This window comes from Thalassospira sp. ABD4_177 (assembly GCF_056160125.1).
In genome coordinates this window covers 1-16028 of the sequence record NZ_JBSWWO010000006.1, presented here as the reverse complement: position 1 = coordinate 16028, position 16028 = coordinate 1, and the positions used below count along the sequence as shown (strand labels likewise).

Sequence of the window (16028 nt, the reverse complement as noted above, 5' to 3'; positions counted from 1 at the left end):
CGAAAAAAAGAAGAAAATCAACATCGAGAATGTGGGGTGGAAACATGTCTTTCTTGTCGCGAATGAAACTGGTTTACCAGATTTCACTGCTGAGCATCGTCGCATTGGTGATTTTCGCCATTGTCGGCATTACCCAATTTGTTGCCGATCAACAACGTCAGTCCGCACAGGTGATTGCCAAGGCCGCCAGCGAAGATTCACGAACGGTTGGCACAGTGTCGCGAGCGTTTCTTGATACCCGACGCCACGAGAAGGATTTTGTCCTTCGACGCAGCATGGAATACGTTGCCGCGCATAGCGAGGCCGCAACAAATATCCGCGCCGGTCTGGAAGAACTCGCCGGTCGTGACGAGTTGGGCGAGCTTCTTGAACTGGTTGGTCAGGCACAGACTGCTGTCGATGCCTATGTCGCCGAGTTTGCCACAGTCGTTGAGCTGCAGAGCAAGGTCGGCCTTGATGAAAATTCCGGGTTGCTTGGTGAAATGCGCAGTGCCGCGTCAGAAGTCGAAACCGCTTTGGGGGAAGTGGCGAAGCTTGAAGCGATGCTGGGACTGAGTGGTACCAAGGATCTGTCTATTGCTGTTTTGCAAATGCGCCGTGACGAGAAGGATTTTCTCGCCCGCCTCGACCCGGCCTATGTCCAAAGCGTTGAAGCAACCGCCAAGCAGTTTTCAACCGCCCTTGAGCAGGCCGGCAGCATTCAGGATGAAAAGAAGGAGCAGCTTGGCAAGCTGATGGAGTCCTATCTGGCGGACTTCAAAACGCTGGCTGATGCTGTTCTGGAACGTGAAGCGTCGCTTGAGCGTCTCAGTGGTTATTATGCGGCGGTCGAACCCATTCTGGAAACATTGGGCAATGAAGTACGAACCGTTGCGGAGAACATGCAACTCCGCGCAGAGGAAATCGCCCATACCGGTGTTCAGGTAACCTTCGCCATCTTTATTGCCGGTGCCATCATCATGATCCTGATGTCGACGGTGCTGGCACGTGCAATTGTCCGGGCGATTACCGGCCTGACAACGAAGATGGCCCGGTTGGCCAAAAACGACTTTGACGTCAAACTCGATGAAGCAGACCGCAAGGATGAAATCGGCGAAATGGGCCGGTCTGTGGTTGTCTTCCGTGAAAACGGGCTGGAGCGGCAAAAGCTTGAAGCCCAGCAGCGCGAACTTGATGAAAAGCAACGCCAGCGCATGGAACAGCAGGAACAGCACATTCGCGAGTTTGACGATGATGTCGTCGCGATGATGAGCGAAGTGGGGACTGCCGTTCAACAGCTTCATTCGGTTTCCGAAGTTCTGCGCAACAGTGCGGCGACGGCCAATGAACAGTCGACAACGTTGTCTGCGGGCAGTGAAGAGGCATCTTCAAATGTGCAACTTGTCGCAACAGCCGCGACCGAGCTTTCGGCTTCCATTCACGAGATCGCCGGACAGATCAGCGATACCTCCAAAATGGCGATGAATGCCAGTGACCGTGCCCAGACAACCAATGACGATATTCAGGGGCTGAATGCCGCGGCCGTCCGGATTGGCGAAGTCATCAGTCTGATCAGCGATATTGCTGAGCAAACCAATTTGCTGGCCTTGAACGCAACCATCGAGGCCGCGCGTGCCGGGGATGCCGGCAAGGGCTTCGCGGTTGTCGCAAGCGAGGTCAAGAACCTTGCCAATCAGACGGCCAAGGCGACCGAGGATATCTCGACCCAGATCAATGATATCCAGCAGGCAACGCAGTCTGCGGTCGAAGCAATCGATGGCATCGTTCAGATGATTTCCGATATCAGCGAACGGGCATCATCTGTTGCAGCAGCCGTTGAACAGCAAACCGTTGCCACCAGCGAAATCTCGGAAAATGTCGAACAGGCTGCTTCTGCCACCAGTGAGATTTCAAATGCCATGCAAGGTGTTTCATCGGCGGTGGCCGAAACCAGTCAGGCGGCAAACGATGTGCGCGGATCAGCGGACAATCTTGGCCGTCAAAGCGATGGACTGAGTGAGCGTATTGACAGTTTCCTCTCGCGGATGCGGTCGATCTCTTAAGCGTCAAGCGCAACACAGTTTACAATTTCGCATTGGAACAAGGGGGAAGAGTAATTTTTCCCCTTGTTTTGTTGTGCCGGAAAACAAATCTGACTCTGACAAGCAAAACAAGACACCAGACACCAGACACCAGACACCAGACAAGAACAGCGAAGCGACTTGTCAACTGCACAATGCCGGACGCGATGGCCATCCAGGGAGTGGGTGGCTCGCACTACCGACAGTTTTACCCCGCCGCATGAAGGGCCGGGGTCACGGGGTGTCTTTATTTCGTTTTGAACTTTGATCTGCGCTGATGCGCGACATCGAACGGCTTGGTATCAACGTGGCGAACCCCTGGGGGGCTTGATTGAACTTTCTTTCCCGAATGAAACTTCTGTATCAAATATCGCTGATCGGGGCGGTGGCACTTGTGATCTTTGTCGTGGTCGGTGCCGTGCAATTTGTCGCCGAACAGCAGCGCCAGGCGGCGCAGTCTGTGGCGGACAGGGCACTTGATAACAAGCTTGTTGCGGATGCGATTTCGCGTGATTTCCTCAATGCGCGGCGGCGCGAAAAAGATTTCCTGCTGCGCAAGGACGAGAAATATGTCGCCGAACATGGCGACGTTGTTGTCGACGTGGTCGCCGGCCTTGGACGGCTTTCAGAAGCACCAAGCCTGAGTGCCTTTGATGATCAGCTGGTTCAGATCGAAACGTCCTTTGCCAACTACACAGAGAAGTTTGCAACGGTCGTCGGGTTGCAACGCGATATTGGCCTGAACGAGGAAGAAGGGCTTTTGGGGCGCCTGCGCGGGTCGGTACATAATGTCGAAGAGGCGCTCAAGAAATACAGTGCGGATAATCTGACCGTGATCATGCTGATGATGCGCCGGCACGAGAAAGATTTTCTCGCCCGTCTCGATCCCAAATATGTCGGACGGATTGATGACCGCCTTTCCGAGTTTGGGCCCGCCTTGGCCGCATCAAGTATTCCGGCCGATCAAAAGGCGGAAATCACCGACCTGATGAAATCCTATGTGACCGACTTCAAGGCACTGTCGGAAAAGATCCTCCAGCGTGAGGCGGAGTTGGGCTTCCTGTCTGACTATTATGCGGAGGCCGAACCGGTTCTTGATGAGATCAGTGCAATGATCGGGGATATCGCCGCATTGGAAAAACAGCGGGCAGAACAGATTGCGGCAACCAGCCTGACGGTGACGGTTGTCATCTATCTGATCGGGATCGCTGCGTTGTTGGCACTTTCGTTCCTGTTGTCGCGGGCAATCGTCCGGGCGATTTCGGGCCTGACCGGCAAAATGACCCGACTGGCCGACAACGACTTTGATGTGAATATCAACGAAGTGAACCGTGCGGATGAAATCGGCGAGATGGGGCGTGCCGTTCTGGTGTTCCGTGAAAACGGGATCGAGCGCGTCAAACTTGAAGCGGCCCAGAAGGCCGAAGACGAAAAACGCCGCAAACGCATGGAGACGCAGGAAAAATATATTGCGGAGTTTGATCAGGCGGTTGTTGCCGTCATGGCAGATGTCGGAACAGCTGTCGAACAGTTGCATCAGGTGTCCAACGTTCTGCGCAGCAGTGCCGAAACTGCGACCAATCAATCGATGGCGGTTTCATCTGGCGCAGAAGAGGCATCCTCGAACGTGCAACTGGTTGCAACCGCAGCAACCGAACTTTCGGCCTCGATCAGCGAGATTTCCGGCCAGGTTACGGAAACGTCAAGTATGGCGCAGTCCGCAACCGAACGGGCGCGCAATACCAATGACAATATTCAGGGGCTGAATGATTCCGCAATCAAGATTGGCGAAGTCATCAGCCTGATCAGCGATATTGCCGAACAGACCAACCTTCTGGCACTCAATGCAACCATCGAGGCTGCCCGTGCCGGGGATGCCGGCAAAGGGTTTGCGGTGGTGGCAAGCGAGGTGAAAAACCTTGCCAATCAGACCGGCAAGGCGACCGAGGATATCACAACCCAGATCAACGATATCCAGCAGGCCACAAGCCTTGCGGTCGATGCCATCGACGAGATTGTCAAAATGATCTCAGACATCAGCGAACGGGCCTCTGCCGTTGCGGCTGCGGTCGAAGAGCAAACCGTTGCCACAGCCGAGATATCGCAAAATGTCGAACAGGCGGCTTCCGGGACCGAGGAAATATCGGCCGCGATGCAAGGGGTGTCTGCGGCGGTGAACGAAACCAATCAGGCCGCGGGCGACGTCAATGCATCGGCCAACAATCTTGGTCAGCAAAGTGGTGATCTTCGATCCCAGATTGATGGCTTCCTGGAACGGATGCGCACACTTTAACAGCGAATTGTCGATAAGTATAAGGCGGCAGGGGCTTTACCCTGTCGCCTTTATCGCGATAAAATGCCGACAAACTTGCAGCGATCTCACTCTAAATAGCTGTAACACCCCGTCATATCGGACAACAGGGAACGTCGGATGGCTGATAAAACACGCATTGTCTCCTCGTCACATCTTGTCTCGGAACGCGCCGCCGAGCTGTCGGAACTTGAATTCGCCCTGATCCTGTCGGGCAACGCGTTCAACCGCTGGATGGTGCGCTGTATGCGGGCGGCTGGCATGCCCGATGTCTCGGTGCTTGATATTCTGGTTCTGCACAACGTCAATTCGCGTGAACGGGAAAAAAGCCTGTCTGAAGTCTGTTTTGTGCTGAATGTCGAAGACAGCCACCTTGTGAACTATTCCCTTAAAAAGCTTCGCAAGCTTGGTCTGGTCGACGGGGTCAAGCGCGGCAAGGAAGTGCATTACGCAACAACCGCCGAAGGCCGCGACATGTGCGAGAAATATCGCCAGGTCCGCGAAGACTGCCTTGTTGAAACCTTCCAGCGTCTGGGCGTGAATGCAGAGGAAGTTGGAGATGTCGCGAAAACCCTGCGGGCAATTTCCGGCGTTTATGATCAGGCATCCAGAGCGGCGAGCTCGATCTGACCTCGTCTCGGTGGGGAATTGCACCTTTTCCTTGTTCTGATCCTAAAAAATTTACGGGCGGCAGTTCAGACGGACTGTCGCCCGTTTTCTATTGCGTGACAATGGATTGACGCAGATCTGAAATTTCGCAGGGCGCTTTCCGGGTTGCAGTTTTTGCATGGTAGTTATGAAACAACATTGACAATTTATCGGCAAAATGTGATCAATGTGTCGGGAGGCTACTTTGGAGTCTCGATACACCAAACCGTGTATCGGCTTGCATCACACACAGGGAGACTTGAATAATGTTGAAAAAAGCACTTTCAACTGTCGCAGTTGCGGCAATCACCATGTCGGCCGGTTTTGCATCGGCTGAAGAAACCTGGGACATGGCAACGCCGTATCCGGACGCGACGTTCCACACCCAGAACATCATTGAATTTGCCAAGGACGTGAACGAAGCATCCGGCGGCGAACTGAACATCACCGTTCATTCCGGTGGTTCGCTGTTCAAGCATGCTGACATCAAACGTTCGGTCCAGCGCGGCCTGATCCCGATCGGCGAAACCCTGATTTCGCTGCTCGCCAACGAAAACCCGATCTACACCGTTGACGCGATCCCGTTCCTGGCGACCTCTTATGAAGATGCCAAGAAACTTTGGGAAGTTTCGCGCCCGGGCATCGAAGAAGCCCTGGCCGAAGACGGCCTTAAAGTTCTGTACGCTGTTCCGTGGCCGGCACAGGGTCTTTACACCGCAAACGAAGTCAGCACCGTTGCCGACCTCGAAGGTGTTAAATTCCGTGCCTATAACGCCACCACGTCCGAACTGGCGTCGCTGACCGGCATGGTTGCGACCCAGGTTGAAGTTCCGGAAATCCCGACCGCCTTTGCCACCGGTATTGTCGAAGCGATGATCACCTCGCCGTCGACCGGTGCGAACTCCAAGGCATGGGATTTTGTTTCGAACTTCTATGACGTTCAGGCATGGCTTCCGAAAAACATGGTTGTCGTAAGCGAAGCCGCATTCGACGGCCTGTCGGCTGACGTTCAGGCTGCTGTTCTTGACGCTGCTGCCAAAGCAGAGACCCGCGGTTGGGAAATGAGCATGGCAGAAGCCGAAGCCAAGAAAGAAATCCTGGCTGAAAACGGCATGAACGTTGCTGCACCGAGTGCAGAACTCAAAGACGGTCTGGCAGAAGCTGGTGACAAAATGGTCGCTGGTTGGCTGGAAAAAACCGGCGATGAAGGCCAGGCCATCATCGACGCGTTCAAGAACTGATAACCGGTTCTTGCCTGTTGCCGGGACCGGGCGGTTGTCGTCCTCCGTTCGGTCCCGGACAATCCGCACATTTTAATGTTACTGTCCGTTCGTGCGATAAATCGCTTTGGGGATAATCGTTGGCGGAAAGGGGGACTGCTGTGCGCAGACTGCTAGATTATTTATTCAAATTCAGTGCCGTGTTGGCGGCCGCATTCCTGGTCATCATCGCGCTGCTGATCCTGGCACAGTCCTTGGGACGCCTTGTCGGGATCGCGGTTCACGACGCCAATGAACTGGCCGGGTTCTCGCTTGCGGCTGGTACGTTCCTCGCCCTTGGTCCGGCACTGCGTGCAGGTACCCATATCCGGGTCATGATCGTTCTTTCGCACCTTAAAGGCCGTGTGAAGCGCGTTGTTGAGGCGGTCACCCTTGTGGCTGCGATCTATCTTGCCGGTTACTTTGCCTGGTGGATGGCCGTTCTGGCCCAGGAAAGCTTTTCGTATGGCGATACGTCGCCGGGCGTTCTGGCCTTCCCGCTGTGGATCCCGCAAACCGCCATGGCGTTCGGACTTGTCGTCTTTACCATCGCCCTGCTTGAAGCATTTGTTGATCTTCTGGCTGGCCGTGAACCCGCTTTCGTCAGCGGCGAAGCAAACGAACTGAACGAGTAGGGGGCGGTCATGGACGTACTTCAAATCGGTTTAATCCTGATGGGCCTGCTGTTCCTATTTCTGGGCGCTGGTCTGTGGGTTGCACTTGCACTTTTTGCCATTGGCGTTTTTGCCATTGATGTTTTCACCAGTGGTCAGACCGGTCCGATCATCGCCACCACGGCATGGTCAAGCCTGGCGACCTGGTCGTTGGCACCGTTGCCGCTGTTTATCTGGATGGGTGAAATCCTGTTTCGGTCCCGCCTTTCGGAAGACATGTTCACCGGGCTTGCCCCATGGCTGAACAAGCTTCCCGGCCGGTTGCTGCATGTGAACATTCTGGGATGCGGTATCTTTGCTGCGGTCTCTGGTTCGTCGGCAGCAACGGCTGCGACAATCGGGCGCATGTCGATCCCCGAACTTCGTAAACAGGGCTATGCGGACAGCCTGATCCTTGGCACGCTTGCCGGTTCCGGTACGCTGGGTCTTTTGATCCCGCCATCGATCATCCTGATTGTTTATGGTGTCTCGGCCGAGCTTTCCATCGCCCGTCTTTTCATCGCCGGCGTCATTCCCGGTGCTATGCTGATCGTCATGTTCATGAGCTTCGTTGGCATCTGGGCCACGATCAACAAGGACAAGATGCCGGCCGCCGAGCCCAGCATTCCCTTTGCCGAGAAAATCCGTGCATCGGGTCGTCTGATCCCGGTCATCCTTCTGATTGCGGCTGTGATTGGCTCGATCTATGGCGGGGTTGCCACCCCGACCGAGGCCGCGGCATTTGGTGTGGTTGGTGCGCTGATCCTTTCTGCCCTTAGCGGTTCGCTTTCCAAGGAAAGCCTGCTTGATGGTATCATGGGGGCCACCCGCACATCCTGCATGATCTGCTTTATCCTTGCAGGGGCGGCGGTCCTGACAGTTGCCATGGGCTTTACCGGTGTTCCGCGTGAACTGGCGGCCTGGATCGCGCAGATGGAGCTTTCACCCTATGCGCTGCTGGCGGCACTGACCGTGTTCTTTATCGTCCTTGGCTGTTTCCTTGACGGGATTTCGGTGGTGGTTCTGACCACCTCGGTGATCCTGCCGATGGTGCAGGCCGCGGGCATCGACCTTCTGTGGTTTGGCATCTATGTGGTGCTGGTGGTCGAAATGTCACAGATCACGCCACCGGTCGGCTTTAACCTTTTCGTGCTGCAAGGCCTGACAGGCAAGAACCTGTTCAAGATTGCAGTTGCTGCCTTGCCATTTTTCTTCTTGCTGTTGTTTGCCGCCCTGATGATCACCGTCTTCCCGGGGATCGTGACCTGGCTGCCAACGCAAATGAGTGGCTAACGGCGATCGACTGAACTGACTTAAATATTCGAATTTTCTGACTACAGATGCCTTAAGGAGTGCGCATCATGGCACCGCTCGACCAAAATTCGCCCACCTCGCAGACGACCGGACAGCCGAAATGGCAGTTCTGGATTGATCGCGGCGGCACCTTTACCGATATCGTTGCCCGCAAACCCAATGGTGCGCTTGTCACCCACAAGCTGCTGTCGGAAAACCCCGAACGCTATAAGGACGCCGCCATTCAGGGCATCCGCGAGCTGCTTGAGGTTGCCGACGGGGAAAAGATCCCGGCCGAAAAGATCGAAGCCGTAAAAATGGGCACCACGGTCGCAACCAACGCCCTGCTGGAGCGTAAAGGCGACCGTACTGTTCTGGTCACCACCAAGGGGTTCCGCGATGCGCTGCGTCTGGCCTATCAGAACCGCCCGCGTCTGTTTGATCGCAACATCATTCTGCCCGAAACGCTTTATGAAACCGTGATCGAGACTGAGGGCCGCTTTAACGCACAGGGTAACGAGCTCGAAGCTATGGACCTTGATGCGCTGCGCACGGACCTTCAAAAGGTGTACGACAGTGGCATTCGCGCCTGTGCCATCGTCTTCATGCATGGTTATCGCTATACGGCCCATGAGCTGGCGGCCGAAAAGGTTGCACGTGACATCGGCTTTACCCAGGTGTCGACGAGCCACCAGGTCAGCCCGCTGATGAAGCTGGTTTCGCGTGGCGACACCACTGTTGTCGATGCCTATCTGTCGCCGATCCTGCGTCGCTATGTCGAACAGGTTGCCGGTGAGTTGGGCGGCGTGAAACTGATGTTCATGCAGTCCAATGGTGGTCTGACGGATGCCGCCAAGTTCCAGGGCAAGGACGCAATCCTGTCCGGTCCGGCGGGCGGCGTTGTCGGTATGGTGCGGACCGCTGAAATGGATGGCTATAAACAGGTCATCGGTTTTGATATGGGCGGTACTTCGACCGACGTTTCGCACTATGACGGCGAATACGAACGCGATTTCGAAACCCAGGTTGCCGGTGTGCGCATGCGGGCGCCGATGATGAAAATCCACACGGTTGCGGCCGGTGGCGGGTCGATCCTGCATTTTGACGGGGCGCGTTTCCGCGTGGGTCCGGACAGTGCCGGTGCAAACCCGGGCCCGGCGGCCTATCGCCGTGGCGGTCCGCTGGCGGTGACCGATATCAACGTCATGCTGGGCAAGGTTCAGCCGGACTTCTTCCCGCATGTCTTTGGTCCCGAAGGCGACGAACCGCTCAATGCCGAAGCCGTCCGCAAGGGCTTCGAGGACATGGCGGCCGATATCGAAAAGAACACCGGCCAGATCCGCACACCCGAAGAAGTCGCCGAAGGCTTCCTGCGCATCGCCGTTGAAAACATGGCAAACGCGATCAAGCAGATCTCGGTACAGCGCGGCTATGATGTCAGCGACTATATCCTGCAGTGCTTCGGCGGTGCCGGTGGTCAGCATGCCTGTCAGGTTGCCGACACGCTTGGCATGACCAAGGTCTTTGTCCATCCGTTCGCCGGTGTTCTGTCGGCCTATGGCATGGGCTTGGCCGACATCCGTGCGATGCGTGAACAGGCGGTCGAAGGTCAACTTGCCGCCAGTGGGCTTGCTGATCTTGATAAGCAGCTTGATGTTCTGGCGGTTGACGCCCTGGCGGAACTCAAAGAGCAGGGCATTGGCGATGACAAGATTCGCCTGCTGAAACGTCTGCACCTGCGCTATGACGGTACCGACACCCCGCTGATCGTTGATTTCGGCGATGTCGATGCCATCAAGGCCCAGTTCGAAGAGCAGCACAAACAGCGTTACGGCTTTGTCATGAGCGAGAAGCCGCTGGTTGTTGAAGCCGTCGCGGTCGAAGCCATTGGCGAAACCCAAAGCCTGCCGGCTGCAACTGCCGAGCTGGACGGCGCAGAAGTTATGCTCAAACCGCTGGCAACCCGTCCGGTTGTGTTTGACGGCAAAACCGAACAGACCCCGTTCTACAAGCGTGAAAACCTGAAACCGGGTGCGACCGTTCGTGGTCCAGCCGTGATCGTGGAGCCGGTCGGCACCACCGTGATTGATCCGGGCTGGGAAGCCAAGGTCAATGGTCTTGATCACCTGATCCTCAATCGTGTTGTGCCGATGAAACGGACCGAGGCGATCGGAACCCAGGCCGATCCGGTGATGCTGGAAGTGTTCAACAACCTGTTCATGAACATTGCCGAACAGATGGGTGTAACGCTCGCCAACACCTCATACTCGGTCAACATCAAGGAACGTCTGGACTTCTCATGTGCTGTATTCGATCAGGAAGGTCTTCTGATCGCCAACGCCCCGCACATGCCTGTCCACCTTGGTTCGATGGGTGAGTCGGTTCAGGCCGTGATCAATAACAACGCCGGGAAAATGAAGCCGGGCGATGTTTACATGCTCAATGACCCGTATAACGGCGGCACGCACCTGCCGGACATCACCCTGATCACGCCGGTCTTTGGGGATGATGGCAAGGAAGTGTTGTTCTATGTCGCATCGCGTGGTCACCATGCCGATGTTGGTGGCATTACCCCGGGCTCCATGGCGCCGAATTCGCGTGTTCTTGAAGAAGAAGGCGTTCTGATCAACAACTTCAAACTGGTTGATCAGGGGGCGTTTGACGAAAAAGGTCTGACTGACCTTCTCGAAGGTGCGAAATATCCTGCCCGTAACCCCTATCAGAACATCGCTGATCTGCGTGCGCAGATCGCGGCCAACGAAAAGGGTGTGCAGGAACTGCGCAAGATGGTCGACCATTTCGGTCTTGATGTGGTGCATGCCTATATGCAGCACGTTCAGGACAACGCCGAAGAAAGCGTGCGTCGTGTGATCGATGTGCTGAAAGACGGTGAATACGCCTATGAGATGGACAATGGTGCGGTCGTCCGCGTCAAGGTCACCATTGATAAGGCAACCCGTTCGGCAACGGTCGATTTCACCGGCACGTCCGATCAGCTTGATAACAACTTCAACGCCCCGTCTGCGGTAACCCGTGCGGCTGTGCTGTATGTCTTCAGAACCCTTGTTGATGATGACATTCCGCTCAATGCCGGGTGCCTGAAGCCGGTCAACCTGATCGTGCCCGAAGGATCGATGCTCAATCCGCGTTATCCGGCTGCCGTTGTTGCTGGTAACGTTGAAACCAGCATGCATGTGACCGATACGCTTTATGCCGCCCTTGGTGTGCTTTCGGGTGGTCAGGGTACGATGAACAACTTCACCTGGGGCAATGATACGCACCAGTATTACGAAACCATCTGTGGCGGTACCGGTGCCGGTCCCGACTTCGATGGTACGGCAGCTGTTCATTCGCACATGACCAACTCGCGCCTGACCGATCCGGAAGTCCTTGAATGGCGCTTCCCGGTCCTGCTTGAAAGCTTTGAAATCCGTAAGGGTTCCGGTGGTGCTGGCAACCACAAAGGCGGCGATGGTGCGATCCGTCGTGTGCGTTTCCTTGAAGACATGACCGCATCGATCCTGTCCAACCACCGTCGTGTGCCGGTTCAGGCATGCCAGGGTGGGGAACCCGGTCAGCTTGGCCGCAATGCCATCGAACGTATCGACGGTACCGTGATCGAGCTCAAGGGCACCGATGGTGCGGAAATGCATCCAGGCGATGTCTTTGTCATCGAAACCCCGGGCGGTGGCGGTTACGGCAAGGCCTGATCGCCTACCCAACCAGATGTCCCGGGCCGGGAATGTGTTCCCCCCTTAAACACCTGATGTTTCCGGTCCCCAAAGCCGCCTTGCTCCCTGTTGCAAGGCGGCTTTTTCTTGATGTTGGCAACATCGTCCCTACATGCACTCAGGATGGGGATTCATTAAAAATCAACGACATTGCCATTGAGGCCCGTGGTCAAATCAACGATGATCATGGATGTTGCTGCTATCTTGGATGCGAAATACCAGATGCCTGCCCGCACAGGCGGTGTTTCGGCGGATCAGATTGGCCTGAACAGGACAGGAAGAGAGCACCGTGAAATTCTTCATATTGAACCAGCGCTATTTTGTGATCACCGCTGTTGTGGTTTTGGCATTGGCCTCTGTGATTTTGGGCCTTGCCGTTGATCGCTGGTTCTGGGTGCCCGCCATCATATTCGGATTGCTGGTGCTGGTCGGTCTTCATGACCTCTATCAGAACAAGCACTCGATCCTGCGCAACTATCCCATAAGCGCGCATATCCGCTTCATCCTCGAAAGCTTCCGTCCGGAAATCCGCCAATACCTGCTTGAAAGTGATCAGGACGAAATCCCGTTCAGCCGTCAGGCACGCGGTCTTGTCTATCAGCGCGCCAAGGGCGTGGAGGACAAACGCCCGTTCGGCACGATCGAGGAAGTCTATAAATCCGGCTATTCATGGATCACGCATTCTGTCGCGCCCAAGCACATCACCGATACCAACTTTCGGGTGCGTGTCGGGGGACCGAATTGCAAGCAGCCCTATGATTGCAGCCTCTATAACATTTCGGCCATGAGCTTTGGCGCGCTGTCGGGCAATGCGATCCTGGCACTGAACAAGGGGGCCAAAAAGGGCGGTTTTGCCCATGATACCGGCGAAGGCAGCATTTCACGCTATCACCGCGAAGGTGGCGGGGATCTGATTTATCAGGTGGCGTCTGGCTATTTCGGTGCCCGCAACGAAGACGGCACATTTTCCGAGGAAAAGTTTGCGCAAACGGCCGCTGACCCGCAGGTCAAAATGATCGAGGTTAAACTCAGCCAGGGCGCGAAACCGGGCCATGGCGGCATGTTGCCCGCAGCCAAAATCACCCCGGAAATCGCCGAGGCCCGCGGTATTCCGATGGGACAGGATTGTGTCTCGCCCGCCGCCCATAGCGTGTTTTCGACCCCGGTTGGCCTGATGGAATTCATCGGTCGCTTGCGGGATCTTTCCGGTGGCAAACCGGTCGGGTTCAAGCTGTGCATTGGCCATCGTCGCGAATTCATGTCGATCATCAAGGCGATGCTTAAGACCGGCATCACCCCGGACTTTGTCGTGGTCGATGGCAAGGAAGGCGGCACCGGTGCCGCCCCGGTCGAGTTTGCCAACCATGTCGGCATGCCGATGCAAGAAGGCCTGACATTCGTCCATAATGCGCTGCGCGGGGCCGGTTTGCGCGATCAGATCAAGATCGGGGCGGCCGGCAAGATCGTCTCGGCCTTCGATATCGCCCGGACACTGGCGCTTGGGGCGGACTGGGTGAATGCGGCCCGTGGTTTCATGTTTGCGCTCGGCTGTATTCAGGCGCAAAGCTGCCATACCAACTGCTGCCCGGTCGGGATCGCGACACAGGATAAAATCCGCCAACGCGCCCTTGATCCGGGCGATAAAAGCGAACGTGTCGCGCGCTTCCACAGCAACACCATGCATGCCCTGGCCGAAATCACCGGCGCAGCCGGTCTGACCGACCCGCGCAACTTTATGCCCTATCACTTCATGGTGCGCCAGAAAGACAACGAATTCGTCGATGGCAACGAAGCCTATCCGTACCTTCCCGAAGGCTTCCTTCTTGCAGAGACCGAAACGCCGGAACTGCATGAATGGCATTCACGTTGGGAACGCGCATCCCCGGAAACCTTCGCACCCAAGGAAATCCCGGTCGGGCCCTACAAGCGGGCAAAGGCGATTGCGGGAGAGAAGGCCGCGCAATAGCAGCAACGGCCAATTCGGATAAAGCGGACAAAGCCCGGCTGCCAATGCAGCCGGGCTTTGCTGTTAGCGTTGACACAGTTCTGCGCGTACTGCCAGCAACCCGTCACGGGTGATGCGGTAGGGTGCACCCCCTTGTGAGCGGATCAGGCGGCGTTTGCGCAATTTCTTGAAGACATCAAGCGTACATGCGGTCAGAAACCATCCGTCGCGGGTGATGTAATCGGCTTCAAGAACATGGTTTTTGTCGTCCTTGATCACTTTGATCAGGCCGCCTTGTGCGAGTGCATGCAGCACGCGCTGTTCATTTTTTGAAATATTCATCGGTCAAAGTCCGAAAACCAGTTGGTAAAACGGTTTCCGATCGGGACGGGCACAACAGTACCGGTCACGCGCACCCGATTTAAGGTCGGGCAGGCGGTCCGATCTGCTGATCAGCGGTCTGGCTTTGAAAGACTCTGGGCTGTCAAACCGCGATCAGCGGCTGTGCCGGGACTCTGACATGAAATCTCCGATTAAGGTTCGGACGCAAAGTTGTCCGATTACGCGCATTTGTCAAGCCGCGCGCTGCATTTCCAGCATGGGAACCTGATGGTCATTGACCGGGCCGGTCACCATGAAGCCGAATTTGCGGTAAAACGCCTTGGCGCGTTCATTGGTCACCGGGACGGTCAGGCGCACATTGCTGCGAACTCCGCGTTCGGCCAGCGCATCAAGGGCTGCAATCATCAACGCCTTGCCCGCGCCACTGCCTTGTGCTGTCGGATCAACAACGATCCAGCGGATTTCAGGGGCATCGTGGATGGCAATGACATAGCCCAGAAGCACATCATCATGGGCCGCGACATAGACAGAATGATTGTCTGAGCCAATACCGGCGGAGAACGCATCGAGGGCCGCATCGGTCAGGTTGCGCGCAAGTGAAGTGGTTGTCTCGTCCAGTTCTTCAACAAGACAGTAGGCTTCTGTCGCGCGTTCGGAAAGCGCACGCACGTCTGACAGATCGTCAGCGTTACCTTGGCGTATTTGCATATCAGGCACTCTAAGTCATTTTTCTTAAGGGTAGGCCCTTTGGGTTCAGTTTCCCCCAAAAAGAATACCGGGAGGTTAATTCACCCTCGCAATCGGCACAGAGTGAGGGCGCTGGTCGAGGATTGTTAAACATTCTGTTGCATTTTCCACGGTCTTGGAGATTGGGAGAATGTTATGGAACTACAAATAGTTATAAAAGAGTATCTTGCTCATTGTCGGCTTAAGGAGCTTTCAGAGAGAACGCAGCGCGCCTACCGCCAAGACCTCAAGGATTTTCGATCTTGGTCAGAGCGGGAGATAGTCGATAACCTGTTTGAGAAGGCCGCTGTTCTTGCTTGGTTAGAGGATATGCGGTTGCGCAAGCTCTCGGCCGCAAGCATCAAGCGTCGGATTGCCTGCTTACGGGCAATGTTTCGTTGGCTGGAAGATGAGGGCCGACTGGAAAATAACCCGTTTCATAAACTGCATGGCTTGGTACGGTTGCCGCGACGGCTTCCGCGGAATCTCACAGTGGATGAATTACGTGCTATTTTTGAAGAAAGTAATCTTCGCAGCGGAAAACATGATGAAGTTGAGCTCGCAACCTTTGCGTTAGCCTTGGAGCTATTGCTGGCAACTGGCGTGCGTGTGGGCGAGCTTTGCAATATTCGAATTGAAGATATTGATCTTTCTGGCGGAATTATTCGCATACGCGGCAAAGGTAATCGAGAGAGAAGTGTGTTTGTTGTAGATAGCGACTTGCTGCAGCAGCTCGAAAGCTATCTGAATTTACGGCGTCAACATAACATCTTGGTCAACAAGTTACTGTTTTCACCAGCGGGAACTTCCACCACGCCAGAATATATCCGGAAAAAACTTCATCAGTTCGTCGACGAACTTGAGCTAAGCCGGAAGATCACCCCGCATATGTTCCGCCATACTGCTGCAACACGCTTGCTTGAACGTGGTGTTGATATTCGGTTCGTTCAGAAACTGCTGGGACATGCAAGCATTTCAACCACTGAAATTTATACGCATGTGTCAGATCAGCAGCTTAAACATGCGATGTCTGCAGCCAACCCCAGAAGAATTTAGATCT

At 55.4% G+C, this 16028-nt stretch carries 11 protein-coding genes; 9 read left to right on the top strand and 2 right to left on the bottom strand.

Going from position 1 to position 16028, the window contains the following annotated elements; genetic code table 11:
• The first annotated feature begins 44 nt into the window (after positions 1 to 44).
• From ACXAF0_RS18850 to ACXAF0_RS18815, 8 genes are all read left to right on the top strand, one after another.
• On the top strand, positions 45 to 2042 hold the full coding sequence (locus tag ACXAF0_RS18850) for a methyl-accepting chemotaxis protein (RefSeq protein WP_475347369.1): 1998 nt from the start codon (positions 45 to 47) through the stop codon (positions 2040 to 2042).
• 349 nt (positions 2043 to 2391) lie between these two features.
• Positions 2392 to 4353, top strand: a complete 1962-nt coding sequence (locus ACXAF0_RS18845; RefSeq protein WP_475347368.1) for a methyl-accepting chemotaxis protein — start codon at positions 2392 to 2394, stop codon at positions 4351 to 4353.
• 138 nt (positions 4354 to 4491) lie between these two features.
• Positions 4492 to 5001 (top strand): winged helix DNA-binding protein, encoded by a 510-nt coding sequence (locus tag ACXAF0_RS18840; RefSeq protein WP_475347367.1) that lies wholly within the window; start codon positions 4492 to 4494, stop codon positions 4999 to 5001.
• Between the two features lie 284 nt (positions 5002 to 5285).
• Positions 5286 to 6260 carry a TRAP transporter substrate-binding protein gene (locus ACXAF0_RS18835; protein ID WP_475347366.1) on the top strand — a complete coding sequence of 325 codons (975 nt, stop codon included), beginning with the start codon at positions 5286 to 5288 and terminating at the stop codon, positions 6258 to 6260.
• Between the two features lie 140 nt (positions 6261 to 6400).
• Complete coding sequence (locus ACXAF0_RS18830) at positions 6401 to 6913, top strand: TRAP transporter small permease (RefSeq protein WP_475347365.1); 513 nt, start codon at positions 6401 to 6403, stop codon at positions 6911 to 6913.
• Between the two features lie 9 nt (positions 6914 to 6922).
• Positions 6923 to 8224 (top strand): TRAP transporter large permease, encoded by a 1302-nt coding sequence (locus ACXAF0_RS18825; protein ID WP_475347364.1) that lies wholly within the window; start codon positions 6923 to 6925, stop codon positions 8222 to 8224.
• Positions 8225 to 8292: 68 nt separating this feature from the next.
• Entirely contained in the window at positions 8293 to 11934 is a 3642-nt protein-coding gene (locus ACXAF0_RS18820) for a hydantoinase B/oxoprolinase family protein (RefSeq protein ID WP_475347363.1), read from the top strand.
• 310 nt (positions 11935 to 12244) lie between these two features.
• Positions 12245 to 13921 (top strand): FMN-binding glutamate synthase family protein, encoded by a 1677-nt coding sequence (locus ACXAF0_RS18815; RefSeq protein WP_475347362.1) that lies wholly within the window; start codon positions 12245 to 12247, stop codon positions 13919 to 13921.
• A gap of 63 nt (positions 13922 to 13984) precedes the next feature.
• Here the strand turns inward: ACXAF0_RS18815 and ACXAF0_RS18810 are convergent, their stop codons facing one another.
• Both ACXAF0_RS18810 and ACXAF0_RS18805 read right to left on the bottom strand, forming a co-directional pair.
• The gene (locus ACXAF0_RS18810) at positions 13985 to 14242 is read right to left on the bottom strand and encodes a YjhX family toxin (protein WP_475347361.1); all 258 of its coding nucleotides are present in this window, start codon (positions 14240 to 14242) and stop codon (positions 13985 to 13987) included.
• Between the two features lie 231 nt (positions 14243 to 14473).
• The gene (locus ACXAF0_RS18805) at positions 14474 to 14950 is read right to left on the bottom strand and encodes an N-acetyltransferase family protein (protein WP_475347360.1); all 477 of its coding nucleotides are present in this window, start codon (positions 14948 to 14950) and stop codon (positions 14474 to 14476) included.
• Positions 14951 to 15124: 174 nt separating this feature from the next.
• Here ACXAF0_RS18805 and ACXAF0_RS18800 point away from each other — a divergent pair, with 174 nt between their 5' ends.
• The gene (locus tag ACXAF0_RS18800; protein ID WP_475347359.1) at positions 15125 to 16024 is read left to right on the top strand and encodes a tyrosine-type recombinase/integrase; all 900 of its coding nucleotides are present in this window, start codon (positions 15125 to 15127) and stop codon (positions 16022 to 16024) included.
• Positions 16025 to 16028 lie beyond the last annotated feature (4 nt).